At 49.8% G+C, this 24,862-nt stretch carries 22 protein-coding genes; 7 read left to right on the top strand and 15 right to left on the bottom strand.

The genetic code is table 11. From position 1 onward, the window contains the following. The first annotated feature begins 2 nt into the window (after window positions 1–2). Complete coding sequence (locus tag HGH92_RS00935; RefSeq protein WP_168868899.1) at window positions 3–2,540, top strand: DNA gyrase/topoisomerase IV subunit A; 2,538 nt, start codon at window positions 3–5, stop codon at window positions 2,538–2,540. 152 nt (window positions 2,541–2,692) lie between these two features. Here HGH92_RS00935 and HGH92_RS00930 read toward each other — a convergent pair whose 3' ends face one another. The 9 genes from HGH92_RS00930 to HGH92_RS00890 are packed head-to-tail and all read right to left on the bottom strand — an operon-like array spanning window position 2,693 to window position 10,469. Then, complete coding sequence (locus tag HGH92_RS00930) at window positions 2,693–3,667, bottom strand: hypothetical protein (protein ID WP_168868898.1); 975 nt, start codon at window positions 3,665–3,667, stop codon at window positions 2,693–2,695. A 26-nt stretch (window positions 3,668–3,693) separates the two neighbouring features. Beyond that, window positions 3,694–4,215, bottom strand: a complete 522-nt coding sequence (locus HGH92_RS00925) for a D-glycero-alpha-D-manno-heptose-1,7-bisphosphate 7-phosphatase (RefSeq protein ID WP_168868897.1) — start codon at window positions 4,213–4,215, stop codon at window positions 3,694–3,696. A 2-nt stretch (window positions 4,216–4,217) separates the two neighbouring features. Further along, complete coding sequence (locus tag HGH92_RS00920) at window positions 4,218–4,916, bottom strand: nucleotidyltransferase family protein (protein WP_211092504.1); 699 nt, start codon at window positions 4,914–4,916, stop codon at window positions 4,218–4,220. Then, complete coding sequence (locus HGH92_RS00915; protein ID WP_168868896.1) at window positions 4,913–5,491, bottom strand: SIS domain-containing protein; 579 nt, start codon at window positions 5,489–5,491, stop codon at window positions 4,913–4,915. The genes HGH92_RS00920 and HGH92_RS00915 overlap by 4 nt, the downstream gene beginning before the upstream one ends. A gap of 17 nt (window positions 5,492–5,508) precedes the next feature. After that, window positions 5,509–6,534, bottom strand: a complete 1,026-nt coding sequence (locus tag HGH92_RS00910) for a dehydrogenase (protein WP_168868895.1) — start codon at window positions 6,532–6,534, stop codon at window positions 5,509–5,511. 24 nt (window positions 6,535–6,558) lie between these two features. Further along, window positions 6,559–7,695 (bottom strand): glycosyltransferase, encoded by a 1,137-nt coding sequence (locus tag HGH92_RS00905; RefSeq protein ID WP_168868894.1) that lies wholly within the window; start codon window positions 7,693–7,695, stop codon window positions 6,559–6,561. Then, on the bottom strand, window positions 7,695–8,645 hold the full coding sequence (locus tag HGH92_RS00900) for a glycosyltransferase family 2 protein (RefSeq protein ID WP_168868893.1): 951 nt from the start codon (window positions 8,643–8,645) through the stop codon (window positions 7,695–7,697). Before HGH92_RS00900 ends, HGH92_RS00905 begins: the two co-directional genes overlap by 1 nt. Window positions 8,646–8,660: 15 nt before the next feature. Beyond that, window positions 8,661–9,197 carry a DUF4199 domain-containing protein gene (locus tag HGH92_RS00895; protein WP_168868892.1) on the bottom strand — a complete coding sequence of 179 codons (537 nt, stop codon included), beginning with the start codon at window positions 9,195–9,197 and terminating at the stop codon, window positions 8,661–8,663. A gap of 6 nt (window positions 9,198–9,203) precedes the next feature. Beyond that, window positions 9,204–10,469 (bottom strand): dihydroorotase, encoded by a 1,266-nt coding sequence (locus HGH92_RS00890; RefSeq protein ID WP_168868891.1) that lies wholly within the window; start codon window positions 10,467–10,469, stop codon window positions 9,204–9,206. 162 nt (window positions 10,470–10,631) lie between these two features. On the opposite strand from HGH92_RS00890, the gene HGH92_RS00885 reads away from it, so the two are divergent. Beyond that, window positions 10,632–11,585 carry a hypothetical protein gene (locus tag HGH92_RS00885; protein WP_168868890.1) on the top strand — a complete coding sequence of 318 codons (954 nt, stop codon included), beginning with the start codon at window positions 10,632–10,634 and terminating at the stop codon, window positions 11,583–11,585. A gap of 114 nt (window positions 11,586–11,699) precedes the next feature. Next, entirely contained in the window at window positions 11,700–13,874 is a 2,175-nt protein-coding gene (locus HGH92_RS00880) for a S9 family peptidase (RefSeq protein WP_168868889.1), read from the top strand. Between the two features lie 78 nt (window positions 13,875–13,952). Here HGH92_RS00880 and HGH92_RS00875 read toward each other — a convergent pair whose 3' ends face one another. The 4 genes from HGH92_RS00875 to HGH92_RS00860 form a co-directional block, all read right to left on the bottom strand. Continuing rightward, a complete protein-coding gene (locus tag HGH92_RS00875) occupies window positions 13,953–14,621 on the bottom strand; it encodes a DUF1349 domain-containing protein (protein ID WP_168868888.1) in 669 nt (222 codons plus the stop codon). A gap of 135 nt (window positions 14,622–14,756) precedes the next feature. Next, window positions 14,757–15,200, bottom strand: a complete 444-nt coding sequence (locus HGH92_RS00870; RefSeq protein WP_168868887.1) for a DUF1682 domain-containing protein — start codon at window positions 15,198–15,200, stop codon at window positions 14,757–14,759. A 235-nt stretch (window positions 15,201–15,435) separates the two neighbouring features. Beyond that, window positions 15,436–16,521 (bottom strand): SGNH/GDSL hydrolase family protein, encoded by a 1,086-nt coding sequence (locus HGH92_RS00865; RefSeq protein WP_168868886.1) that lies wholly within the window; start codon window positions 16,519–16,521, stop codon window positions 15,436–15,438. Between the two features lie 259 nt (window positions 16,522–16,780). Then, the gene (locus tag HGH92_RS00860) at window positions 16,781–17,806 is read right to left on the bottom strand and encodes a LacI family DNA-binding transcriptional regulator (protein ID WP_168868885.1); all 1,026 of its coding nucleotides are present in this window, start codon (window positions 17,804–17,806) and stop codon (window positions 16,781–16,783) included. A 285-nt stretch (window positions 17,807–18,091) separates the two neighbouring features. On the opposite strand from HGH92_RS00860, the gene HGH92_RS00855 reads away from it, so the two are divergent. Further along, window positions 18,092–18,955 carry a flagellar motor protein MotB gene (locus HGH92_RS00855; protein ID WP_168868884.1) on the top strand — a complete coding sequence of 288 codons (864 nt, stop codon included), beginning with the start codon at window positions 18,092–18,094 and terminating at the stop codon, window positions 18,953–18,955. Between the two features lie 94 nt (window positions 18,956–19,049). Beyond that, window positions 19,050–19,952 carry a DsbA family protein gene (locus tag HGH92_RS00850; protein WP_168868883.1) on the top strand — a complete coding sequence of 301 codons (903 nt, stop codon included), beginning with the start codon at window positions 19,050–19,052 and terminating at the stop codon, window positions 19,950–19,952. A 4-nt stretch (window positions 19,953–19,956) separates the two neighbouring features. Here HGH92_RS00850 and HGH92_RS00845 read toward each other — a convergent pair whose 3' ends face one another. Beyond that, on the bottom strand, window positions 19,957–22,614 hold the full coding sequence (locus tag HGH92_RS00845) for a carboxypeptidase-like regulatory domain-containing protein (protein ID WP_168868882.1): 2,658 nt from the start codon (window positions 22,612–22,614) through the stop codon (window positions 19,957–19,959). 315 nt (window positions 22,615–22,929) lie between these two features. Between HGH92_RS00845 and HGH92_RS00840 the strand changes: the two genes are divergently transcribed. Continuing rightward, on the top strand, window positions 22,930–23,361 hold the full coding sequence (locus HGH92_RS00840) for a DUF2867 domain-containing protein (protein ID WP_168868881.1): 432 nt from the start codon (window positions 22,930–22,932) through the stop codon (window positions 23,359–23,361). A gap of 11 nt (window positions 23,362–23,372) precedes the next feature. Then, window positions 23,373–23,849, top strand: coding sequence for a DinB family protein (locus HGH92_RS00835; protein ID WP_168868880.1), 477 nt, complete (start codon window positions 23,373–23,375; stop codon window positions 23,847–23,849). A 6-nt stretch (window positions 23,850–23,855) separates the two neighbouring features. Here the strand turns inward: HGH92_RS00835 and HGH92_RS00830 are convergent, their stop codons facing one another. Then, window positions 23,856–24,851 (bottom strand): L-histidine N(alpha)-methyltransferase, encoded by a 996-nt coding sequence (locus HGH92_RS00830; RefSeq protein ID WP_168868879.1) that lies wholly within the window; start codon window positions 24,849–24,851, stop codon window positions 23,856–23,858. Window positions 24,852–24,862: the final 11 nt, after the last annotated feature.

Raw genomic sequence — 24,862 nt, 5'->3', positions numbered from 1 at the left:
ACATGGATATTGAAAATACAACATCAGACGAATCGCTGCATAATATCACCCACGTGGGTGGCATGTATGAAAGCTGGTTTCTGGACTATGCATCCTATGTAATCCTGGAGCGCGCCGTACCCAGCGTGGAAGACGGGCTGAAACCCGTACAGCGCCGTATCCTCCATGCCATGAAAGAAATGGACGACGGCCGTTTTAATAAAGTGGCCAACGTGATCGGGCAAACCATGCAGTACCATCCGCATGGCGACGCCTCCATCAGCGATGCCATCGTAAACCTCGGCCAGAAAGACCTGATGATAGACACGCAGGGTAACTGGGGCGATGTGCGCACCGGCGATGATGCGGCGGCGGCAAGGTACATCGAGGCACGCCTCTCCAAGTTCGCACTGGACGTGGCTTTTAATCCCAAAACGACTACCTGGCAGCTGAGCTATGACGGCCGTAAAAACGAACCGCTGGCCCTGCCGATGAAGTTCCCGCTGCTGCTGGCACAGGGCGCCGAAGGTATCGCGGTGGGATTGTCCACCAAAATATTGCCGCACAACTTCAATGAGCTGATAGACGCTTCCATCAAATATCTTAAAGGAAAGAAATTTGAACTGTTCCCCGACTTCGCTACTGGCGGTATGATCGACGTGGCCGCCTATAACGACGGCAAACGCGGCGGTAAGGTAAGGGTACGCGCGCACATCGAGGAGAAAGATAAAAAGACGCTGCTGGTCAAAGACGTGCCTTATGGCATCACTACCACCCAGCTGATGGAGTCTATTGTAAAAGCAAACGACAGCGGCAAAATCAAAATCCGTAAAGTGGTGGACAATACCGCCGCTGAAGTGGAAATTGAAGTGCAGCTGGCGCCCGGCATCTCTCCGGACATCACCATCGACGCGCTCTACGCATTTACGGACTGTGAAATATCCATTTCACCCAACGCCTGCGTGATCGTTGATGATAAACCACACTTCCTGACCGCTTCCGAACTGCTGAAAGCATCTGCCGACTTCACCAAAGAACTGCTGAGACAGGAACTGGAAATCAGGCTGGCAGAACTCCAGGACAAATGGCATTACACCTCCCTTGAAAAAATCTTCTTTGAAAAAGGAATTTACAAGGAACTGGAACAAAAGCATAAAGACTGGGAAACAGTGCTGAATGCGATCGATAAAGGTTTCGCTCCGTATAAAAAACAACTGAAACGCGACATTACCCGCGAAGATATTGTGAAACTCACGGAGAAGCCTGTACGCCGTATTTACCGCCTCGATATCAATGAACTGAACGAACAGATCAAAGGCCTCGAAGCAGACATCAAACAGGTGAAAAACGACCTGCAAAACCTGGTGGACTACGCTGTGTCCTACTATGAAGGACTGCAGAAGAAATACGGCAAAGGCCGCGAACGTAAAACGGAAATTAAGACCTTTGATACCATCCAGGTACAACAGGTGGCCATCGCCAATACCAAGATATACGTAAACCGTGCGGACGGCTTCATCGGCACGTCCCTCAAGAAAGACGAGTTTGTGGCTGACTGCTCCGATCTCGACAATATCATCGTATTCCGCCGCGATGGTAAAATGATGGTCACCAAAGTGGCCGACAAAACCTTTGTGGGCAAGGATATCATTCATGTGGACGTGTTCCGCAAGAACGATGAACGCACTACCTACAACATGATTTATGTGGAAGGTAAAACAGGCGTAAGCTACGCCAAACGCTTCAACGTTACCGGTGTTACCCGTGACAAAGAATATGACCTGGCACATAAAGGAGAGAAAAATTCCAAGGTCCACTATTTCTCTGCCAACCCGAACGGGGAAGCGGAAGTGGTCACTATCAAACTGAGCCCAAACTGCTCTGCCCGTAACAAGGAATTTGACCTGTTCTTTGAAACCATTGCCATCAAAGGCCGTAGCTCTATGGGCAACCAGGTGACCAAATACCCGATCCGTGGCGTGAAATTCAAAGAGAAAGGCGTGTCCACCCTGGCCGGCCAGAAAATCTGGTACGATTCAGAAACAGGCCGCCTGAATACAGAAGAAAGAGGCGTGTACATCGGCAGCTTTGAAGGTGACGATAAAATATTCGTGGCATTCAAAAACGGCACTTATGAGCTGACAAACTTTGAGCTCACCAACCGTTATGAATCCAATGATGTGGTGTATATCGAGAAATTCAACCCGGAAAAAATAGTAACGGCTATTTACTTTGACGCCGATAAAAAGCAGTTCAACGTAAAACGTTTCCGTATTGAAACACAGACCTTAAACAATAAATTCCTGTTCATTAAGGAAGGCAACGGCAACTACCTGGAAATGGTGACCACTCACACACAACCGGTGGTGTTGCTGAAAACCGGCAAGAAGCGCAGCCCCGAAGAAGAAGAGATCGATCTCTCCGAATTTGTGGAAGTGACCGGCTGGAGAACAGTAGGTACGCGTATTGCAGGAGAAGACCTCATCAGTGCCGAGTTGTTGTCAGAGGATGAAGACCCCGACCCGAATGACGACTCACAGGTGCAAGGTGAGCTGTTCTAAATGTTGAGATTTTTTGATTTGCGATTTTTTGATTTCGGAAATCATCAGAGCGAATAAAAAAAGAAGACCAAAGCGAGTGAATCGCTTTGGTCTTCTTTTTTATTATCATCCACGAAAATCAAAAAATCGCAAATCAACGAATCCCTAAATAGCTATTGTTTCTTTTTCGCGGGTTGTTTGTTGTTTTGCTCCGTTTGATAATCCTCTGCGGAACGCGGGTTGGTCATGCTTTTCTTTTTCTGGTCCAGCGGTTGTGGCACCGGCGCGCCTTTACCTAATGGAATAGCGTCATGGAATATTTTGTTGACGTGCGTCCATTTCCCGCCTTTCCATTTAAAGCCTTCGTAATCCATATCTGATACGTAGGTGTATTTTTTTGCCGGCTCATTGGTTTCGGATATCAGGTGATCAAATACGATCATGTCCAGTTCCTTGTTATAGTTGAGCGTGGCGGTGCTTTCCTTTTTATATTCAAGGATAAAGCGGTTCCGGGTCGGTTTGGGCACGGAGTCTTCCGCATAGCTGAAGAAGGGGCCGCCGAAAACAGGAGTGCCTTTTTTAAAGGTGAGCATTTCCACCAGTTTTTTCTGGCTGCGGGGATTATTGGCGTCCCAGCCGAAGAGCGTGTAATACTCCTGGTTAAAATAGTGCCGTTGTACGATGTTATAATACAGGCAGCCGTACCAGGCTTTGTTGCCGGCGATAGTGTCCGTATTCGTGATATAATCGGATATATCAAACAGCGGGAACAGCTTCAGCTGGCCATCCGGCGTATTCATCTGAATGGCGCCATAGTGGCGGTAGAAGCCTGTTTCCCTTTCCAGGGCCCAGGTGAAAATACGGAAGCTGCTGTCTTGCGGATATTGAATAGACACAGTACGCAGGGAGTCGAACGGAAACCGGAACGAGTAAGGTGTTTTAAGGGCACGTACCAGTGCCGGGATAAACTGTTCGGTCGCGGCTTCCCTGCCGGCGTCGCCTTTCCCGGCGAATATTTCCCGGCTGAGCTGCTGCAACGTGTCCTGATCTTTCCGCAGGCGTGCATAGCCGGCAGCATCAGGCCTTTGCGCCCATATACCGGCGGTTGGTACAAGGAATAGCAGTGACAGTATTATTTTTTTTATCATATCTATAATACGGTTCTGGCTTTAAATTATTGTATGTCTTGTGCAAACCGCAGCAGGTCGGGATATTTTTTATCGATCAGCGGATGGGGAAAAGGCGTGTCCGGCAGGGTAGAGGCGATAAACACGGTCTGCATGCCGGCGTTACGGCCAAACTGCATATCGCTGAGGGTATTGCCTGCCATGACGGCTTTGGTGAAATCAATTTCCGGGAAATCGTTTTTTGCCTGCGTGGCCATGCCGGCGTTGGGTTTGCGGCATGGGCTGTTGCTCTCCACGTCGGGGCAGAAATAGATGTGGTCTATCCGGCCACCTGCCTGTTGGATGGCGGCCAGCATTTGCGCATGGATTTCCTGCAGGCCGTCAATGGTGAGCAGTCCCCGTCCGATACAACGCTGGTTGGTCACCACAAAAATCCGTTCAAAGCGTTGGGACAGCAGGGGCATGGCTTCCAGCACGCCTTCGCTGAAGCGGAACATGCCGGGATTGAGCACGTACCCGTCTTTTATTTCGTCATTGATAACACCGTCCCGGTCAAGAAAAAGGTACATATCTATATTTTGGAAAAATGATCGATCGCCTTGTTATAGTCTTCCGGTATACCGATGTCGATAAAATAGGTATCGCTGATATAGCCATTGAGGTTACCCCGGGCGGCCTGTGGTTCGAGTACTGTTTGTTCGAAAGAGAATTTCACCGGCAGGGACAGGCTTTGAAGGAAAGCGGCGCTGGTCAGGTAGATGCCGCCGTTGATCAGGCCCTGGTCGCAGTATTGTTTTTCCCGGAACGCCTCGATTTTATTGCCGGCGCTGAGCACAATACTGCCGTAGCGGTCAAACTGCTGCATGGGCTTCAGTGCCAGCGTGAGCGGGCTTGGGTTGTTGCGGTTGAACCGGACCATTGCCAGCAGGTCCACGTCGAAGAAGGTATCACCGTTGACGATGAACAGCTGATCGCCTTCCAGCAGCGGCAGGGCATGCAGGATGCCGCCGCCGGTGCCGAGTGGTTCCTGTTCCACGCTGAAGGATACACGTAGCGGCAGTGGTGTTTGCCGGCACCAGGCGATCACCTGTTCAGACAGGTAGCCGAGTGACAGCACCACATGGCGGATGCCTTGCTGGTGCAGGTATTGTAACAGGAAGTACAGAAAAGGTTTATCGCCGATGGGCGCCATGCATTTGGGCTTGTCGGCTACGGCGCTGCGCAGGCGCGTGCCCAGGCCTCCGGCCAGTACGATACATTCCATACTCATTCGCCAAAGAGGTTATTTTCCACTATTTCGCAGATGATGTGGCCTACCGTGATGTGGGCTTCCTGGATACGGGGCGTATCAGTGGAAGGGATATTGATCAGGTAGTCGCTGCCATCTTTCATTTTGCCGCCGGTGGCGCCGGTGAAGCTCACTATCGTCATGCCTTTTTCCCGCGCCACTTTCATGGCTTCGAGGATATTGGCGGAGTTGCCAGAGGTGGAAAGTCCTACCAGCACGTCGCCGGGCTGGCCCATGCCGCGCAGCATGCGGGCATATACATGTTCATAGCCATAGTCGTTGCCTACAGCGGTCATATAAGACGTATTGCAATGCAGGGCTTCTGCATAAAGCGGTTCACGGTCTTTATAAAAACGGCCGGAGAATTCAGCGGCCAGGTGCTGTGCATCGGCAGCGCTGCCACCGTTGCCGCAGAACAGCACTTTGTGGCCTTGTTTCAGGCTGAGGCCGATCACTTCGGCTACCTGCTGAATAGTATGTAACAGCCTTTCATCCTGACAAATAGCCTCTTTCACGGCAATGCTTTCACGGATGGTCTGGGCGATTTTTGTTTTCATGTCGGATTGTTTTAAAATTAGATACTCCAGGTTTGAATACCATGATGTGTGAAGGTATAACGTTTTACATCGCCGCCAAAGCTGTTGAGGGCGTCTACCACTTTAAAACGGGTGTTTTTCGGGCAGTAGAAGATCATAAAGCCACCGCCTCCGGCACCGGAGATTTTGCCGCCGCTGGCGCCTGCCTTGCGGGCCGCTTCGTAGATCTCATCGAGCTGGGGGTTGGTGATACCTTTGGCCATCTGTTTTTTATATTCAAAACCGTAGTTGAGGATTTCTCCTATTTTATCGATGGAGCCGCGCAAAAGGGCCTCTTTCATCATCACGGCCTGTTCCTTCAGGTGGTGCATGGCCGCAATGGAGTCGTCCTTTTTGTCGTTCACGTTTTTCTGTTGTTCGGAGATGATCGTGGAAGACAACCTGCTGGTGGAGGTGTAAAACAATACGAGATTGTTTTCCAGCTCATGCAGATGTACTTCTTTGATACGCAGCGGGTTCACGATCACTTTATCGCCACCATAGAACTCCATGAAGTTCACGCCGCCGAAAGTGGCCGCATATTGGTCCTGTTTGCCACCGGCCTGTTGCAGGTCTTCCCGCTCAATGGAATAGGCGAGGTGTGCCATATCGTATTCTCCCAATGGCAGTTTAAGCCATTCGGCGAAGGCGCCGAGCACAGCTACTACTAGGGTGGAAGAGGTGCCCAGTCCGGAGCCGGGAGGAGCGTCTACGTAGGTGGTGAGCCTGAAACCGGAAGAGGGCAGGCCACCATAGTCTTTTTGTACTCTGTTGATAACGCCTTTGAGGATGTCCAGTTTGCCGTCTAACGGCAGCGGGTATACGGCGTCGTAACTCAGTTGTTCTTTTCTGTCGGCGGATTCAAAAATGATTTTTCCATCAGACAATGGTTCTATGGAAGCGCGGGCATACAACGAGATAGTAACGTTGAGAATGGCGCCGCCATACAGATCGGAATAAGGGCTTACATCGGTGCCTCCACCGGCCAGGCCTATACGTAATGGTGCTTTACTTCTGTAGATCAATTTTTTTACTTTTTAAGCGGATGATCAGGATGCTGCTAATGTATGAATTTCCCGGGCGAGGCGCGACCAGGAGTATTGTTGTTTTTCCAGTTGCAGGGCAGCGGTCATATCCGCTTCCCGGTTGTCGACGAAATATTTTTCGATGGCCGCGGCGATGGCCGCTGGTTCAGGATCGCACTGGAAGCCTACCACGCCGTCAGGCACCATTTCCACGAGGCCGCCCACGCGGGTGACCACCATCGGTTTTTCGAAATGGTAGGCGATCTGGGAGATGCCGCTCTGGGTGGCGCTTTTATAGGGTTGTACGACCAGGTCGGCTGCACAGAAATAGTTTTTTACGGCTTCTGTGGGAATAAAATCGGTGTGCATAAGCACCCGGTCGCCCAGTTGCAGTTCCTCCAGCAGTTGCAGGTACGGGGCTGCATCTTCATAATACTCGCCGGCCACGATAGCATGAACGTCCAGTTTTTTCATGCGCTCGTCGGCCATCGCTTTCAGCAGCAGGTCGAGGCCTTTGTACTGACGGATAAAGCCGAAGAACAGGATATACCGTTTGCCTGGTTGCAGTTGCAACCGTTGGCGTGCTGCTGCTTTGGAAATGGGTGTGCCGTAGTTGTCATAGATCGGGTGGGGGATGAGCGACGCCTTTTTGGTGGGCTCAAACACCCGCAGATCATCGAGCACCGACTGGCTCATGGCGATAAAAGCATCTACCGGTTTCAGGAAATATTTGGTGAACGCCACATCGCCGGGGCGTTTTTCATGTGGCACCACATTGTCCAGTACCGCGATTACTTTGGTATTGCGGCGTTTTCCCAGGCGGAGCAGTGTGCCCAGCGCCGGGCCCATCACGGGCAACCAGTATTTGGTGATGATGATATCGGGTTTCATTTTCCGGATCTTGCGCCCAACGATCAGCCAGTTGAGCGGGTTTACGGAATTGATCAGCCGTTTTATCCGCAGGTGTTGCGGCGGCGGGTCGGTAGAGTACTGGCTTTTACCGGGGAAGAGAAAGCCGGGGTATTGCACGGTGAACGTGAATATCTCCACGTCGTCTGTCAGCTGCAGCTCTTCCGCCAGTCTTTCATTATAAGCAGCCAGCCCACCCCGGAAGGGATAGGCTGTACCGAGTATGAGTATTTTCTTTTTGGTGTTGGCCATTAGTTGATTGATTTGTCCATTCTTGCCTCCACGAGGTAGCTATTCCTTTCGGGAGCGTTACGGGTAACCAGTTCACCGATAAACCCGGTCAGGAACAGTTGGGAACCGATGATCATAAAGAGCAGTGCCAGAAAGAAGATCGGTCTGTCCGTCATGTTATACTGGTCGTAGAAAATTTTTGCGAAGGCAAGGTAAAAGGCGATCACAAAACCGAAGAAAAAGAACAGGGTGCCCAATGCGCCAAAGAGGTGCATGGGGCGTTTGCCGAACTTACCGATGAACATGATGGATGCCAGGTCGAGGAAACCGTTGATAAAACGTTCCAGTCCGAATTTGCTGACGCCGTATTTACGGGCGCGGTGTTCCACCACTTTTTCACCGATGTTGCGGAAGCCGTTCCATTTGGCTATGACGGGGATGTACCGGTGCATTTCGCCATATACTTCGATGGATTTCACCACTTTTTTGCGGTAGGATTTGAGCCCGCAGTTCATATCATGCAACCTGACACCGCTCATGCGGGTAGTGGTGTAGTTGTATAATTTGGACGGCAGGTTTTTCGTGAAAGCATTATCGTAACGTTTCTTTTTCCAGCCGCTGACCAGATCGTATCCATCTTCCACGATCATGCGGTACAGTTCCGGAATTTCATCCGGGCTGTCCTGCAGATCGGCGTCCATGGTGATCACCACGTCGCCCTGGGCGGCGTTAAAGCCTTCGTTGAGAGCGGCGGATTTACCATAGTTGCGCTGGAACTTGATGCCTTTGATGCAGGGGTTGGCCATGGCCAGTTGCTGGATCACTTCCCAGGAGCCATCAGTACTGCCATCGTCCACCATCCATACTTCGTAGGTGAAACGGTGCTCCTGCATTACCCGGTCGATCCAGGCGGCCAGTTCAGGAAGTGATTCTTCTTCGTTTTTTAAAGGAACGATTACGGATATGTTCATCTTAATAGAATAGTATTATGAGTGTTGTTGCTCCGGCGCTTTTTTGCGCAGGAAAAGCGATACGATGGCAGCAATGCCGAAATAGAAAATAAGCACTTTCAAATAATCAAGAAATGATTTGGCGATGCTTACAGAAAAATCAGCCGCTTTAATACCTTCCAGCTGCTGGTCGATGATATCCTGAGGCGCCTTTAAATACCGCATGGTACGTTCTGTAGAAACAAGCGTATCGGCCTTCAGTGCGGCGGACAATGACGGATCAATGTACTTATATAATACAAACTGGTACACTGTTACCATTAACATGCTGAGGACAAAAGTTGTGTATACAGGTCTGATAACGGTTTTAAATCCAATGTATTTTCCTACCTGTTTTTTGCGTTCTCTTCCGGCCAGTACGGCGAAAATGATGAGCAATACCAGCTGGCTGATGCTGTTCCAGAAGGAAAACAGCACCTGAGGACCTGCCTTCCAGGTCGCCACATTCAACAAAATAAGAACAGCTCCGGCGATGAAACCCCATTTCACGCCGGGATTAGGAGATTCTTGCATACAGGTTTATTTGTTGATGTGAAAAACAGGACCATTCACTGTCGCAATAACCCTGCCTTTCAGTGAGCTGCCAATATAAGCCGAATTTTTTGATCTGGAGGCGATGTGGGCGGTGGTGAATTCCCAATCAGCTGCCGGGTCAAAGATGGTGAGGTTGGCGGCGGCGCCTTCCTGTACCACGGGTTGCGGCTGTTTGAAGATGGCGCGCGGTTTTTCTGTCAGCATAGCAATGTGTTGTTCCAGCGGGAGTTGCGGCAGGTACTGACGAATGACGCCGAAGCTGCTCTCCAGGCCTATCATGCCGTTTTTCGCATATTCAAACTCGACAGTTTTGGCGTCCCACTCGTGTGGCACGTGGTGGGTGGCAAAACAATCTACGGTGCCATGCACAATGGCTTCCTGTATGGCTTTCACATCATCTGCGGTGCGCAGCGGCGGATTTACCTTCAGGTTAGCGTCATAGTTGACCAGTTGCGCATCGGTGAGCGACAGGTGGTAGGGGGTAACCGAGCAGGTCACCTTGATGCCATCTGCTTTGGCGGCGGCTATCAGTTCTATGGATTTGCGGGTGCTTACGCCCGTGATATGAATGCGGGAGTCTGTGTATTTGGCCAGTTCCAGGTCACGTTGTATGATCAGCTCCTCTGCCAGCGCCGGTTTGCCGGGCATGCCCAGCTGGGTGGAATAAATGCCTTCGTGCATAAGTCCGTGGGCGGAGATGCTCTGATCGTCTGGCAGCTGTATCAGTGTGCCGTCGAAAGCCTTGATGTATTGTAAGGCTTTGAGCAGCAGGCCGGGCGACTGTACCGGTTTAAGTCCGTCGGAGAAAGCCACGGCGCCGGTTTGCTGCATTTCATACATTTCAGCGAGGCTGGAGCCTTCGAGGTTTTTGGTAACGGCGCCAATGGGCAGCACTGTGGCGGCGGCATGGCGGGTTTTGCTCAGTACGTACTCGATTTGCGGCTTGGTATGCAGGGCCGGCTGGGTGTTGGGCACCACCATGACAGTGGTGTAACCGCCGGTGGCCGCAGCTTTTACGCCGGTATACAGATCTTCCTTGTGTTCCAGCCCGGGATCGCAGAAATGGGCGAAAATGTCCATCCAGCCCGCAGACACGTGCAGGTTCTCTCCGGAGATGACCGTTGCCCGTGCATCTTCCAGGTGGTCGCCCACCTGTTGGATGATACCGTTCTGTATGGAAATGTCTTTTTGCTGCCCGTGAAAGGGGGAGGAAGGTGCTATTACCTTTACGTTTTTGAGTAGTATGTGCATGCTTTTCGTTCTATTCAGTATCAAAACCTGTCCAAAAAATACAGGGGCAAATGTAACATAAAACTGTTAATTGATAAAGCCCTCCCGTAGCCCTTTTCCAGCTTTTGTTCAGGTTGGTATGATAATTGAAAATAGAGGGTAGCAGATCAAAATAACTCTAGGATGAATGATTATCTCATTAACCTTGTCACACGTATATGCGACCGCTCGGAACAGTTAAATAACTCCCAAACGATCAGCTGGCAGGCGCTCCGGGAGGCCGAACAACTGGCCAACCACGCGTATGTGCCGATTCTGTACCAGTACATTGCAAACGAATCTGATAAGGAAAGACGCCGCGCCGCCGGCTTTATTATTATTCAGCTCTCCAGGAACACCAACGACCCTGAAGTGATCCGGTTTATGCTGGACCGCCTCCGGATAGAACAGGAGCCTGATATCATTACCGCTATCCAGCAGGACCTGGAACGCGGCCTGCCTATCCCCGGGTATATGAACCTGGACCCGCTGCTGAACAATGCCCAGTCGCTTAATAACAATGTGCGCCGCTCCGCGCTGTTTGCCCTCCGCTGCACGAACAACCCGCAGGTGGAAGAATTTGCGCTGAACTTGCTTAAACGGACTGTAAATGAATATGATATATATTATATAGCCCTGCTGTTGAACAAAGTGGCCACCAAAAAAAGCCTGCCGGCGCTCAAACGCCTGCTGGAACATCCGCGCCAGGACGTAAAAGGACTGGCATTCGCCACAATAGCGGACATTGAAAAAGAGAAAGAAGCCCTTTTCTATGCCCGCTGTCTGCTCCGCGGCCAGCTGAAATCGGAAGCCATGGAGGCGGTTTATAAATATGCGGACGAAAGCGCCATACAGGCAGTCATTACCCGTATCACCGAAATGCTTACCAAAAGGCGCAACAGTGGCCGGCTTTCCCTGGAAACGTTCAAAAACGGCTTCACAGACCTGATGCTCGGGATGGAGTTCCTTTTCCGCTTCCGCACCGCTAAAAGTGAAGTGAAGAAGACCTTCTCCTGGATCACCGAAAAAAGAGCAGAATACCTGTTGCCCGAAGAGCGCGAATGGCTGCAACGCAAGCTTGTCATGAACAAAGGCTGATACCCCGTCTACCCCACATCTTTCCTCCTTTTATCCTGATATTTATCCGCATAGCTCCCCTAACGGTGGTGCATACCTCGTAATTCTTTACATTTGGAACCTTAAAATGTAAGGATGAAAAGAGGACTGATATTGCTTTTGACTGGTTGCATGGCCGCCGGGGCACAAGACGCCCGTGCCCAGCAGCAGCTGTACACCATGGCACAGGCCACCAATGGACTTCGTGCGGACCTGGCGCCTGAAAGACTAAAACAATTTGAATGGATACCCGGCGAAAATGCCTACACCAGAGCAGTAATAGCCGGCGGACAGCAGGTTTGGGTGAAATATACCGTGTTGGGCGGCAAAGCCCTGCCTAAAACAGATACCCTGCTGACCCTGAACACCCTCAGCCAGCAGCTTTCGTCCAAAAGCCCTTTACGTGGTTTACCCGCGTTGCACTGGACAGACAATGCCCACGCCTGGTTCAGCATCGGCAATGACCTGTATAACGGTGCTGTTCAAAACGGTACCATGCAGTTCAGCAAGTGGTGTTCCCTGCCTTCAGACGCAGAGAATGTAACGGTCAACCCTAAAAGCCGTTCCATTGCCTATACAGTGAAAAATAATCTCTTCCTGCGTGCCGCCGATGGCCAGGAACAATCCATCACACAGGATGCTGACATCAATATCGTGAATGGCAAAAGCGTTCACAGAGAGGAGTTCGGCATCGACAGAGGTATTTTCTTTTCTCCTAATGGCGACCAGGTGGCTTTCTACCGGATGGACCAGCGCATGGTGAACGACTACCCGGTCGTAGACTGGTCTGTAGTGCCTGCCCGTGCCAATATCATCAAATATCCCATGGCCGGTGGCAAATCACACGAGGTAACACTGGGCATTTATCAGCCATCTACCCGCAAAACCATCTTCCTGAAAACAACCGGAGAAGCAGATCATTACCTGACCTGCGTTACCTGGGCGCCTGATCAGCAGTCTGTTTACGTGGCGTTGCTCAACAGGGACCAGAACCACCTGTGGCTCAACCAGTACAGCGCCACTACCGGAGAACTCATCAAAACACTTTTTGAAGAAACAGATCCCAAATACGTGCATCCGTCGCATCCGCTCACTTTTGTGCCCGGCAAACCTGACCAGTTTATCTGGTGGAGTGACCGTGACGGCTATACGCACTTGTACCTGTACAATACCAACGGGCAGTTGCTAAAACAACTCACCAAAGGGAACTGGGTCGTAAATGAATTACAGGGTTTTCATGCCGCCGGCAATGAAGTGATCATCACAGCCGCGAAAGAAAGCCCGATGGAAAAACATGCCTATGCCGTAAACCTGAAGAGCGCTGCCCTGCGCCGCCTTGACCAGGCGGCCGGCTGGCACGATATCCAGGTGAGCAGCAATGGTGAGTATGTATTGGACAGTTACAGTTCCAAAGACGTGCCTTCTTCCGCCGTCATCACGGGCCTGAACGGTAAATACACCGAAACCGTTCTGCAAGCCGCAGATCCCCTGAAAAATTTCAAACGGCCGGAAATCAGGCAGGTAACGCTGAAAGCGGACGATGGCACCCCGCTGTATGGTAAGCTCATATTGCCGGCGGACTTCGACAGTACCCGTCAATATCCGGTGATCGTATACCTGTACAACGGGCCTAATGTGCAACTGATCAAAAATACTTTCCCCTACAGCGGAAACCTCTGGTACGAGTACATGGCACAACGTGGATACATTGTATTTACGATGGATGGCCGTGGCAGCGCCAACAGGGGCATGGCTTTCGAACAGGCCACCTTCCGCCGGCTGGGCACTGTGGAAATGAATGATCAGCTCCAGGGTGTTGCCTGGCTGAAATCACTGCCTTATGTGAATCAGCAGAAATTGGGCGTACATGGCTGGAGCTTCGGTGGTTTTATGACCACTTCGCTGATGTTGCGTCATCCGGACGTGTTCAAGGCAGCAGTGGCCGGCGGCCCGGTGATCGACTGGAGCATGTATGAAGTGATGTACACCGAACGTTATATGGACACGCCACAGCAGAATCCCGAAGGGTATGCCGATTCCAACCTGCTTACCAAAACCAAAAACCTGAAAGGCCATCTGATGCTGATACACGGCACCAACGATGACGTAGTGGTATGGCAACATTCCATCAATTTCCTGAGGGCCTGCGTGGATAACGGCGTACAGGTGGATTACTTTGTGTATCCCGGTCACCTGCATAATGTACTGGGCAAAGACAGGGTACACCTGATGCAGAAAATCACTGATTATTTCGACGCACAGCTGAAATAAAACAATATCAGTCTTTATAAAAAAAAACAGCGAAGGAGATTTCCTTCGCTGTTTTTTTATAAAGATAAATGACTGATTTTACATGCCTCCTGTTTTGGCGTCTTTAAATACGCCCGGCGTATAAACAATCTCAGAGAACGTGCTGGTGCAGTTGTCTCCCAAAGGCGACTGGGATGAAAACCCAATTTTAATCGGTGCTTTGGGCACAAAATTTACGAGTCGTACCGCTTCCCAGTTTTTTCCTTCAAGAGAATAGAAGAGTCCGAACATGTTACCTGATTTGGCCAGCCGGAAATACACTTCGTTTTTGCCGGTAACGGCGTTGTTGCTGTCGTCGGTATAGGTGTTGGTAACGCCGGAGCAGACTGCGAGTTTACCATAATGACTGTTTTCAAAGAGGAATTTGATGTATTGGGTAGAATCCACCATTACATAGATGGCGCCACCGTCGTACGTTTTTTTGAAGTCCACTTTGATTTTAGCGGTGAGCACGAAATTTTCATCCGGTTTAAAGGCCAGGATGGGAGCAGTGGCGATGTTGTAGTTGCCACCGGGATAATTGTAAAAATCGGAGCCTTGCGCAGCAGTGATAGAGAGGCTGTCAGCAGCGACGTTAAAGCTTTGCGGTGTGTTGATCCAGCTACAGGGATAGGGGATGCCTTTGATCCGGACGCTGTCTGCCGGGTTGGCTAAAGCGCTGAAAAATGCCAGGACCAGGCTACCGAGTACAAAAAGTTTCTTTTTCACTATCGTGGTTTTAAATAAATACTGGCACCCAATATATAAAAAAAATTCCCGGAGCTAAAGCCCCGGGGCATGATGTTAAAAAACAACGACCTGGCCGGTGATGGCCGGGTCGTTTAAGCAGGAGATGACAAACTGTTATTGCACAACAGTATTACCATCGGAATTGACCACAAATGTTTGTACAGCGCCGTTTTTAATCACGCGTACAGTATAACAGTCACCACCATTGTTGCATTTCATGGAAGTCACATCATACAGATCGGAGCCGTAGGTTGTTTTCAGATTAGACAGGATATCGGAAGGAATATAGTCTTCCATTACCGGCAATGCTGCCTGCGGGTACCACATGGTGTTGTAACTATTGACAGGCATGGGGCTGGTGGTATTCATGTTGGACATGGTCATACCTGTTCTTCTTTCTTCTCTTTTTTCAGCTCTGGCTTCTTTCCTTTCGGCCCTGGCTTCCCGTTTTTCTTCTTTGGTCCTGTGCCGGTGACGGCTTGCCTCATTGGCATGAGTAGGAATCGCTGCAAACACGCTGACTCCTGTGGCTAACAGATAAATCATCATCTTTTTCATAATCTTAAGATTTACAGATGAATAGATTTTTTGCGGTATAAAGTTCGGCCATTTGGCCGGAAAATAGCTCAGGGCGGGAACTTGGGCGATGTCGGGGAAAATGGGGCTGACGGTGGAGAAGGGCGGGCGGAAGGCGTTACCAAGGAAGAGAGAGCTAACGCCGGATGATAATTTTAACATTCATTAAATAGGGAAATTAACATATGTAAGGCTTATCATCCGGCATAGGCTGTATTTATTGGTCTTTCGTGAGTTTGCGCAGGGTGGGAAGAATGTGTGCGGCGAAGCGTTCCATGCCAACATCGGTGGGGTGTACGCCATCCACTGTGCCTTCGTGGTCATCGCCGAGGAAGCCGTCGCCGGGCAGGTAATAAAGGTTTTTAACGCCGGCTTTCAGCAGGTCGTCACAGGCCTTTTTCAGTTCCGCTCTTTTGCGGAATACGATGTCATGCACGTCTTTTTCGAAATAACCATGTTCATACATGTAGTTCTCCACCAGCAATATCTTTGTTTGCGGTTTACAGGCGCGTATTTGCTGTACCAGTTTCACCGCTCGTTCATGTATCAGCTCCGGGGAAGTATTCGGATTACAATCGATGACAATAAGCGAAGGATCTGTTTCACAGATGGCTTCGCCTACAGCCGTTTCAAACATGCCGTTGCCGCTGAAGCCGAAGTTGACGATGGGGCGTTGCAGCTGGCGGACGAGTATGTTGGTATAAGCCATGCCTGGCCTGGTAGCGCATCCACCCTGTGCGATACTGCTGCCATAGTATACGATAGGCTTTTTGTCCGGCAGCAGGGACTGCTGTGGTTTTTCAAGCACCGCGCCTGCGTTGACGCCGATGGAGAGGGAATCTACGCCGTCGTACAGCGGGAGGAAGAGCACATATTCCCGCCAGGTGCTGTCGCCTTTTTTGAGTATCGTACGTTCAGAATTAAAGCCGTTTTCCGGGATGGCGCTGTTAACGAACTGCCATTTATTGTTCACCAGCGCGTAGAGGTCGAGCCCTCTGATACCGGTAGCGGTCATATGGTTCATGGAATTATTGTTGAGCACTTTCCAGCGGGCACCGATGGTAGTTGCATTGGTGCGGAAGCGGACAGCGATGCCGGCGGAATTGCGGCTCAACGACCATACGGCCGGTCTGACCGTTTTCTCATATTTGGCTGGCAGCCGGTTGTAGTTGTGTTCCTGGTGGTATTTACCGATGACGGGAAAGTCCATTGCGTCCTGGTAAACAAGGGCGGGTGATTGTGCAAAGAGGCTGCTGCAGCAGACAAGCAGTAGCATCAGGGATAGCATTGTTTTGTTCTCCATACGTGATTATTGGTTAGCACCGGACAAGATACAGGAAAAGAGAGAGAAAAGCACGTTTCAGGGGCTTTACGCAAACGCTTGCGCGGATAACGCAAGCGTTTGCGTACACGGAATGTCGAAAGAATTCTCTAAAATAGTGGAGCAATTACAGAAAATAGATTTCAGCTCTAAGCAGCAATTACAGAACAGCGAACAATGAGGTCGATGCCTGTGCCACGGTATTTTACTGTGGCAAGGTTATCGCCAGCCCCCCTTAATTTTACCGGTCATGTATCACCAGCCGCGACTCCATAATGGTGTTGGTATAGTCGTTGAGCGGATGTTCTCCATTTAGCAGCGATAGTAACATATTGGTGGCCGCCTGTCCCTGTTCGTAGGGAAACTGTTCTACCGAGGCAGCCGGCGGAAAGGCCGTATATCCGCTGACCGGCGTGTTGGCGTAAGATACAAAAGTAATGTCTTTGTTTATTTCCAGTTTTCTTTTGAGCGCATATTGCACAGCGTCCATGGCTACATAGTCATTGAAGGTGACCACAGCGGTCACTTTTCTTTTCAGTGCCAGCAGGTATTCCATGGCGGCGTCTGTGCCGGCGGCGGTAAGGTCGGCGTTAACGATCAGTTCCGGGTCGTATTTGAGACGGTGCTTGCGCAGCGCCTTGATGTAGCCGGTGGCCCTTTCCTTGCTGGCCACCAGTTGTTCCGGGCCGTTGATCATGCCAATTACGCGGTGTCCTTTTTTCAGCAGGAAATCCACCGCCTGAATGGTGCCGGATTCGAGGTTACAGGAAACGGCGTGTATATCATGGAGGTCAGGCACACGGTCGAAGAATACTACCGGAATACGCGCCTGGCGCAGCATTTCAAAGTGATCGTAGTTACGGGTGTTTTTACCGATAGATACAATACAGCCATCTACCCGGTGTTGTTTCATGCTTTGGATGATCTGTTTTTCCCGGGCCTCGTCATCGTGTGATTGCCCCAGCAGTACAGTGTAATTGTTACTATAGGCGGTATCTTCTATGCCGCTGATGGCACTGGAAAAAAAAGCTTCAGACAGTTCGGGCAACAGGATACCGATAGTAAAGGTTTTACCCTGTTGAAAATAAACCGCCGTTTGGTTACGCTCGTAATTGAGCTCTTCTGCCAGTGCTTTTACCCGGGCTTTGGTCCTCAGTCCTATACTGTGATGGTCATGTAATGCCCTTGATACAGTAGATACAGAGATATTCAGCCTTTTTGCAATTTCCTTTATTGTTGGTTGACCCGAAGAAACCACCTTTCTCATACATTTTACAGCAATTAATGGAAAATAGATTCAGCAATATGCCCAGGTTGCCAAGTTACTTAGTTATTGAATAATATTAACTTTTTTTTATGGGTTCGTTTAACGAATTGAATTTAGAGGGATTAACTGAAGATATAAAAAACTAGTTTAATGTAAATGGATTAGAATTCCTTAATGTTTGTACTCTTCGGCTTGTTATTTGTTACTTTCGTGCATCCTCCATTGTACCTCTGCCATTTTTTATATATTTTATTTGTTAGATTAGTTTTATTTAAAATCTATTTTATGAGGATAGGATACTTAGCCTTACCTGTGGCACTTGTTACCATTATGGCCTCCTGCTCTGCACCCAGGAAACTGAGAGAGTCTGAAGCAAGGTATGCACGACTGGACAGTCTCTACAGGGCTACCGAGAACCAGCGGAAAAAATGTGAAGAAGACGCCGCAAGGGCAGCAGCTGCCTACAAAGACAAGATGGACAACCTGCAGGAACAACAGACCCAGTTGAAAAGCAACAACTCCCAGATGCTGGAACACCTGAAAGAGCTGTCTGTCATATCCAATTCCCAGGCGGAAAGCATTAAGAAGTCACTTGACAACATTGGTGCGAAAGACGCCTACATCAAAGACCTGCAGTCTGCCATTGCGCGTAAAGACTCTCTGAACATGCAGCTGGTGATGAACCTGAAAGGAGCGATCGGCAATATGGATGACAAAGACATCAACATTAAGGTAGAAAAAGGAGTAGTGTATATCGATATTTCCGATAAACTGCTGTTTAAGAGCGGTAGCTATGATGTGACTGAACGCGCGAAGGAAGTATTGGGCAAAGTGGCCAAAGTGCTCATCAACCAGCCTGATATCGAGTTCATGGTAGAAGGTCATACCGACAACGTGCCTTACCGTCCGAACGTACTGCTTGACAACTGGGACCTGAGCGTGAAGAGAGCTACTTCTGTGGTACGTATTCTGCAGAACCAGTACCAGATACCGGCAGCCCGTATGACAGCAGCCGGCCGCAGCGAATACCAACCGGTAGCTTCCAACGATACACCGGAAGGACGCGGCGCTAACCGCAGAACAAGGATCGTTATCCTGCCGCAACTGGACCAGTTCTTCAAATTACTGGAAAAACCGGCTGGCAACTAATCATTTCCCGTTTACAATAAAACCGGAAGGTCTGCATATAACGAATGCAGGCCTTCTTTTTTTATTGTACCTTCCGCTTTTTACGTTTTATATCATGCGAGAACCTTTATTCTGTGATCCGGCGACCGGCGTTTGTGAGATTCCCGGCGCCACGGCAGCAGCCGGCGGAGCGCATACTACTTTGCCAACAGACAAGCCGCTGCAGCTCATTTATTTTACCGATCCGATCTGCTCTACCTGTTGGGGCATTGAACCACAATGGCGCCGCTTAAAGCTCGAATACGGCCATGTACTGGATATCCGTTATCATATGGGAGGGCTGCTGCCTTCCTGGGACGTGTACAATTCCGGCGGCATCAGCGGCCCTTCCGACGTGGCCCATCACTGGGAAGAAGTAAGCGGCCATTACCAGATGCCGATAGACGGCAACGTGTGGCTGGAAGATCCTTTGCCATCCTCTTATCCGCCTTCCATCTGGTTTAAGGCGGCGCAACTGCAGGATGAACATAAAAGCGTGATTTTCCTGCGCCGCCTGCGTGAAATGCTTTTCCTGCAAAAAAAGAATATCTGCCGCCCTGAGCCTGTGTTGGCTGCCGCTACCTACGCACAGCTTGACATTACACAACTGCAACGTGATTTTGAAACTACCGCTCCGACGCTTTTTGAGCAGGACCTGCAACTGCGCGCACAAATGGGCGTACGAGGGTTCCCTTCGGTATTTATGATCAATGCGGCAGGAAATAAAGAGCTGGTGTACGGAGCCAAACCCTATTCAGTGTTTACTACTACGCTGCATAAACTTTTCCCCGAGGCACAGGCGCGCACTTATCTTCGCGGACTGGACACTTTTTCCTATTTCCCGACGCTGACGACCAAAGAATATGCGGTGCTGAACGACCTCGCGATAGAAGCAGCCTATGCTCAGCTGGACGCTTTTCACCGGGAAGGCCACTTACGGGTGACCATCGCCGGCGGCGGAGCGTTATGGGAGCGTTGATATGTCAGGGGACTTTGGATGCCGGTGCTTTTAGCCCTTTGCGGCCATAGGCATATGTAAGACTGAACATAAAATACTGGGAGAGGTTGGTGGTTTCCAGCCTTTCCCGGTAAGTAGAGGCATAATAGGCCACGACAGTTTTGTTTTGCCGCAGCAGGTCGAAAGCGTAGAATTTGGCAGACAGTGATTTGTTGTGCAGGAACGTTTTACCGATCCACCCGTTGAGCAGTGTAAAATGTGTGGCGGCATCGGTATTATTGGTGTACTGCACATTGGAGCCTGCGTTGAAATCCAGCGGTAGCCAGGCATTGGCCGTGAAGGCAAGCGTATACTGGATAAAGTCGGTGTAATGGTCGTCTTGCAACGAAAGCATATTACCCCTGTAGTCTACGCCCACTTTGGCCGTGAATTCCATTCTTTTTTTCCAGTTGATGGACGCTGCCAGCAGCTGAAGAAACGAGTATCTTTTTACAATGTTGTCAAGATGGTTGATTTGTGAAATAGTTCTGTTGTATTCAAATGCATTGCTGTAATTGACGGTTATGCCGGGATGTTTGATCCGGAAGCCCAGCATGGTATTGTCGGTAATGCCCCAGTTGCCGGACACGTTGATCGGCATGCTCACCTGCCTGCCCAGCGTATCGGTGAATACAGCCGTGGAAAACGCATGTTGCGTATATCTTCCTTCCATCGTATGTGCAAACGCCACTCCTTTAATACTGTTGGAAAAATAACTGAATGCCAGGTTATTGGCAAATGCATTGATCAGGCCTGGATTACCCAGTTGTATATATAGCGGATTGCTGTTGTTGTTGACGGGCCATAACAGCTGCGCGTCCAAAGGAAGCGTAATGCCATTGAGCGTGATATTAATAGTTTTAAACGGGTCCAGTTTGATGATGGCATTGAGTGCGCGGTCCACATAGGTGGTGTGCCGCACGTCTTTATTGTGTGTAGTATAATTGTTGCTGGTCAGCGTGCTGAGTGAAAGCCCGGCAGCGCCGATGAGCATGAGTTTACCCCGGTTGTAGGTAAGCGACGGTTTCACCGTATGATTGATGATCCTGCTGTCGAACCGGTATGTCAGCGAGTCGTTTGGTATATAATCGTGTTTGAAAATATTAAAATCGGCGGTGTTTTGCCGGTTTTTGGTGAGGGCGTTCTGAAACGAGTAGTAAAGCGCCACTGACCAGTATTTTCCGATTGGTTCGTTATAGGTTGCAGAGGTGGAGGTACTGGATACTTCATTTTTCGGTGATACGAACTGATTGATGGTATCAGCACTGTAAAACGGGAGGAAAACATCGTTCTGACTGATGTTGAACTGATAGCTGTATTGCCAGGATTTTCTCAGGGATGTTTGCAGTGATAGTATTCTTCCTGTTTTACCGAATTTATGGGAGTAACTGACCGTGGCGTCCAGTGTTTTATTGACCGCGCTGTCATTGTTGTTGAGCATACCGTTGTTGAGCGTGTCCATGCGGCTGTCTGTGGTATTGTACAGGCGGTTGTTGTGTACTTCTTTATGTTCTCTTTCCATCATCGCCGCCACAATAATTTTGTTGTTGATATCGGGTTGTATGTCCATAAAGAGGATGCCCCCGTTTTTTTTGCTGATCAGGTGTTTTTGGGTATTGCTGTGATAGAAGGTGCTGCTGTCTGCGAAGATGTTTTCCCGCTCCTGTCCCTCGCTGCTGGTCATGTCCTGCTCCTGGTGCCTCAGGTTTACATTGAGTTTGATCTTTTTGTTGATTTCCATGGTGTAGTAGGTGCCAATATTGAACAGCTTATTGGTCCCCTGTGGATTGTTGCCCATGAAGCTGCCCTGATAGTTGGTGCTGGCATCGCTTTGCGTATTGTTATTGTTGGCGAGTATATCGCCCAGCGCCGTCAGTTTTTTGCGGAACATATTGAGCGTGGTACCGGCGTTGTAGCGGTCATGCGTGCCGTATCCGCCGGTGACGGTGCCACGGATGCCTTTTTTCATTTCATCTTTTACGATGATGTTAAGTACTTTTTCATTTTTACCGGGCTCGGTGATACCGGAGATATTTTTTTTGTCTGATATCTGAATTTTGTCAGCGAGATCGGCTTTCAGTATTTCCATGACCCTTTTAACGTTGCTCATGTTCTGCAACAGCGAGCGACCGTCAATGAACAGTTCTTTGATGGGCGCGCCCAGGTAATAAAGGTTACCGTTGTCGTCCATTGTGAGCCCCGGGATTTTTTCAATGAGTTCATGCATATTGGCATTGGGCAGGGTGGGCAGTTCACCGGCGTTGAACTCGATGGTATCCTTTCGGATAGACATCAGTGGCCTGTCTGCTTTTACTTCCACTCTGCTCAGGCTGATGGCGGGTGATAGCTGGATATAATTGAATGTGACGGTCTTTAGCCTGGCGTTGACTTCCACGGGGATCATTTCGGTGCGGTTGCCCATAAAGCTGACCAGTAGCCGGTAGAAGCCTACCTGTACGTTTTCGATGGTAAAGTTGCCATGTTCATCTGACTGTGTCTGGGCTTTTATGCGTGCTTTTTCATCGTAGAGCAATACTGCTGCGCCGGGAAGCGTTTTTCTGGTGTCTTTCTGATAGACGGTCCCTTTAATGGTATGTTGTGCGTATATCTTTGACAGCGCACAACAACCCAGCAAAAGGAGCATCAGTTGCCGTTTAATTTGGTTGAATCCGGTTGTAGTGGCCTGCATTAGTTTTTCCAGTGCATGAGTAGGTGAATAGATTAATGGGTTGTAATTGTTTTTTCGGTTATTTACCGCATCAGACGGCGGTTCCATAATGGTCAATGTGGCTAAGTTCGTATTTGCAGGGGGGATTGCAGAAATTCAATTTCGTAAACAGTTGTTAAGCGATTGTTATCGAACATCGGTTAACAAAGCGGAATTTGGGTTTTACAAGTCGTTTTGTGCTGTACATTCGCGTGGCCGAAGTCTGGCAAAGGTGATAAAATATTTTATAAAATGATAGAGTATTTTGACAGAAGAACTGGAAAAATAACAGACAGGAAGACTACGTTGGAGCGGATATGGGCCATAGGCGGGCAACGTGGGTGGTATTACGGCAACTGGATGTGGAAGTTACGCGGTTATATGGACGAGATAGCGGGAGGGCCCGGGTTAAGGCGGGGCCGCAGGCATCCGTCAGATTTACGGGCGGGGGATTACCTGGACGTGTGGCGGGTGCAGGTAGCAGACCGCGAAGCGGGCAGGCTGCTCTTATACGCAGAAATGAAATTGCCGGGTGAAGCCTGGCTGGAGTTTAGGATTGTGGATGGCCATCTGGTGCAGACAGCCTCTTTCAGGGCGAAAGGTTTAGCAGGAAAATTGTATTGGTATACTATGTTGCCCTTTCACGGGTTTATATTTCCGGGAATGATCCGTAAACTAATTTAAACTGTGTTGCTATGAACATCAAAAAGGAGATCATTAAGACACTGAAAGACCTGTTGTTGAAAGCCCACGCGCATGTAAGTTTTGCTGAAGCTGTCAAAGGTCTGCCGGCCGAACTGCGGGGCGTGGTGCCCGACGGGCTGCCTTACAGTATCTGGCAGCTGGTGGAGCACATCAGGATAACACAGGCAGATATTCTCGAATTCAGCCGCGATGCCGATTACAAGTCACCCCGCTGGCCGGAAGGCTACTGGCCTAAAACGGCGGTGCCGGCCAATGATCATGTATGGCAGAAGAGCCTCGACCAGATCAAGGCCGACACGCATGCTTTTATAGAACTGCTGGAGGCGCCTGAGGCAGACCTCTTCCAGCCCTTTCCTTATGGCGACGGGCAGCACCTGTTCCGGGAAGCGGTGCTGATAGCAGACCACACCAGTTATCATACCGGCGAAATTATAGCCATACGCCGGTTATTGAACGCCTGGAAATAAACTTATCTACACTCTTTTCCAGAGGGTGTCCACAAACCATTTTTTATTGTCGAAGAAGCGGGCAACCGGCTGAAACCCTGTTTCCAGCGCCAGTTGTTCTGTTTCTTCGAGCGCGTATTTCTGTGATATCTCCATGTACAGCGGTTCGTTGGCTTCAAAATCAATGCGGACGTCATGGCCTATTTGAACCTGTTGTTTTTCCAGGCTGATCAGATAACTTTTGCAGGCGCCGGTGCCCGGATCGTAAGTGGGGTAGTGCTCAAACTTCGTAATGTCAAAGTTAGCCCCCAGTTCACGATTGATACGGGTGAGCAGGTTGAAGTTGAACGCCCGGGTGATACCGGCTTTATCATTGTACGCCTGTAGTATCACGTGTGGATTTTTTTTGAGATCGAAGCCTGTCAGCAACAGGTCACCGGGCAACAGATAATCGCTGAGCTCCATGCAGAAATCATGTGCCGCAGTGCTGTTGAAATTACCGATGTTGCCGCCCATAAACAGGACGACTTTCTTTTTATGGCTGTAGGTGTTTGCCTGTTCCAGCATATCGAAATATTCACCGTTCAGTCCTTTCATCCGCAGGTCGGGGAGCATGGCGGGCAGCTGTTGTTCCAGCTGGCCGATCACGTTGGCCGAAATGTCGATGGGGAAATAGGTGAAATCAGTTCCGTTGGAGAGCAGCTGCCGCAGCAGATGAATGGACTTGGTGGCGTCGCCGGCGCCCAGTTCCACCACATCGAAAGTGCTGGCATGTTGTGCCAGGGCACTCGCTATTTCAGCTGAGCGGGAGGCCAGGATTTCCATTTCGCAGCCGGTCAGGTAATACTCTTCGCATTGCATGATCTCCTGAAACAGCCGGTCACCTTCTGCATCATAAAAATATTTGGAGTCCAGATATTTCTGCGGTGCGCTGAGTCCTTTAACTACTTCCTGATAAAAAGTGCCTGTCACCGGTTTTCTTTTACAAAGGACCGTGCGGCCTGGAATTACAGTGGTTTGCATACGCAGTCTTT

Source organism: Chitinophaga varians, from assembly GCF_012641275.1.
In the GTDB taxonomy this organism is placed as follows: Bacteria; Bacteroidota; Bacteroidia; order Chitinophagales; family Chitinophagaceae; genus Chitinophaga; species Chitinophaga varians_A.
Note: the sequence above shows the minus strand (reverse complement) of the source record. Positions and strands in the feature narration are given on the sequence as shown.

Excerpts from the sequence above, each read along its gene's own strand:
- HGH92_RS00935 (WP_168868899.1), top strand. The coding sequence starts at position 3 with ATGGATATTGAAAATACAACATCAGACGAATCGCTGCATAATATCACC.
- HGH92_RS00930 (WP_168868898.1), bottom strand. The coding sequence starts at position 3,667 with ATGATAAAAAAAATAATACTGTCACTGCTATTCCTTGTACCAACCGCC.
- HGH92_RS00925 (WP_168868897.1), bottom strand. The coding sequence starts at position 4,215 with ATGTACCTTTTTCTTGACCGGGACGGTGTTATCAATGACGAAATAAAA.
- HGH92_RS00920 (WP_211092504.1), bottom strand. The coding sequence starts at position 4,916 with ATGAGTATGGAATGTATCGTACTGGCCGGAGGCCTGGGCACGCGCCTG.
- HGH92_RS00915 (WP_168868896.1), bottom strand. The coding sequence starts at position 5,491 with ATGAAAACAAAAATCGCCCAGACCATCCGTGAAAGCATTGCCGTGAAA.
- HGH92_RS00905 (WP_168868894.1), bottom strand. The coding sequence starts at position 7,695 with ATGGCCAACACCAAAAAGAAAATACTCATACTCGGTACAGCCTATCCC.
- HGH92_RS00900 (WP_168868893.1), bottom strand. The coding sequence starts at position 8,645 with ATGAACATATCCGTAATCGTTCCTTTAAAAAACGAAGAAGAATCACTT.
- HGH92_RS00895 (WP_168868892.1), bottom strand. The coding sequence starts at position 9,197 with ATGCAAGAATCTCCTAATCCCGGCGTGAAATGGGGTTTCATCGCCGGA.
- HGH92_RS00890 (WP_168868891.1), bottom strand. The coding sequence starts at position 10,469 with ATGCACATACTACTCAAAAACGTAAAGGTAATAGCACCTTCCTCCCCC.
- HGH92_RS00885 (WP_168868890.1), top strand. The coding sequence starts at position 10,632 with ATGAATGATTATCTCATTAACCTTGTCACACGTATATGCGACCGCTCG.
- HGH92_RS00880 (WP_168868889.1), top strand. The coding sequence starts at position 11,700 with ATGAAAAGAGGACTGATATTGCTTTTGACTGGTTGCATGGCCGCCGGG.
- HGH92_RS00870 (WP_168868887.1), bottom strand. The coding sequence starts at position 15,200 with ATGAAAAAGATGATGATTTATCTGTTAGCCACAGGAGTCAGCGTGTTT.
- HGH92_RS00865 (WP_168868886.1), bottom strand. The coding sequence starts at position 16,521 with ATGGAGAACAAAACAATGCTATCCCTGATGCTACTGCTTGTCTGCTGC.
- HGH92_RS00860 (WP_168868885.1), bottom strand. The coding sequence starts at position 17,806 with ATGAGAAAGGTGGTTTCTTCGGGTCAACCAACAATAAAGGAAATTGCA.
- HGH92_RS00855 (WP_168868884.1), top strand. The coding sequence starts at position 18,092 with ATGAGGATAGGATACTTAGCCTTACCTGTGGCACTTGTTACCATTATG.
- HGH92_RS00850 (WP_168868883.1), top strand. The coding sequence starts at position 19,050 with ATGCGAGAACCTTTATTCTGTGATCCGGCGACCGGCGTTTGTGAGATT.
- HGH92_RS00845 (WP_168868882.1), bottom strand. The coding sequence starts at position 22,614 with ATGCTCCTTTTGCTGGGTTGTTGTGCGCTGTCAAAGATATACGCACAA.
- HGH92_RS00840 (WP_168868881.1), top strand. The coding sequence starts at position 22,930 with ATGATAGAGTATTTTGACAGAAGAACTGGAAAAATAACAGACAGGAAG.
- HGH92_RS00835 (WP_168868880.1), top strand. The coding sequence starts at position 23,373 with ATGAACATCAAAAAGGAGATCATTAAGACACTGAAAGACCTGTTGTTG.
- HGH92_RS00830 (WP_168868879.1), bottom strand. The coding sequence starts at position 24,851 with ATGCAAACCACTGTAATTCCAGGCCGCACGGTCCTTTGTAAAAGAAAA.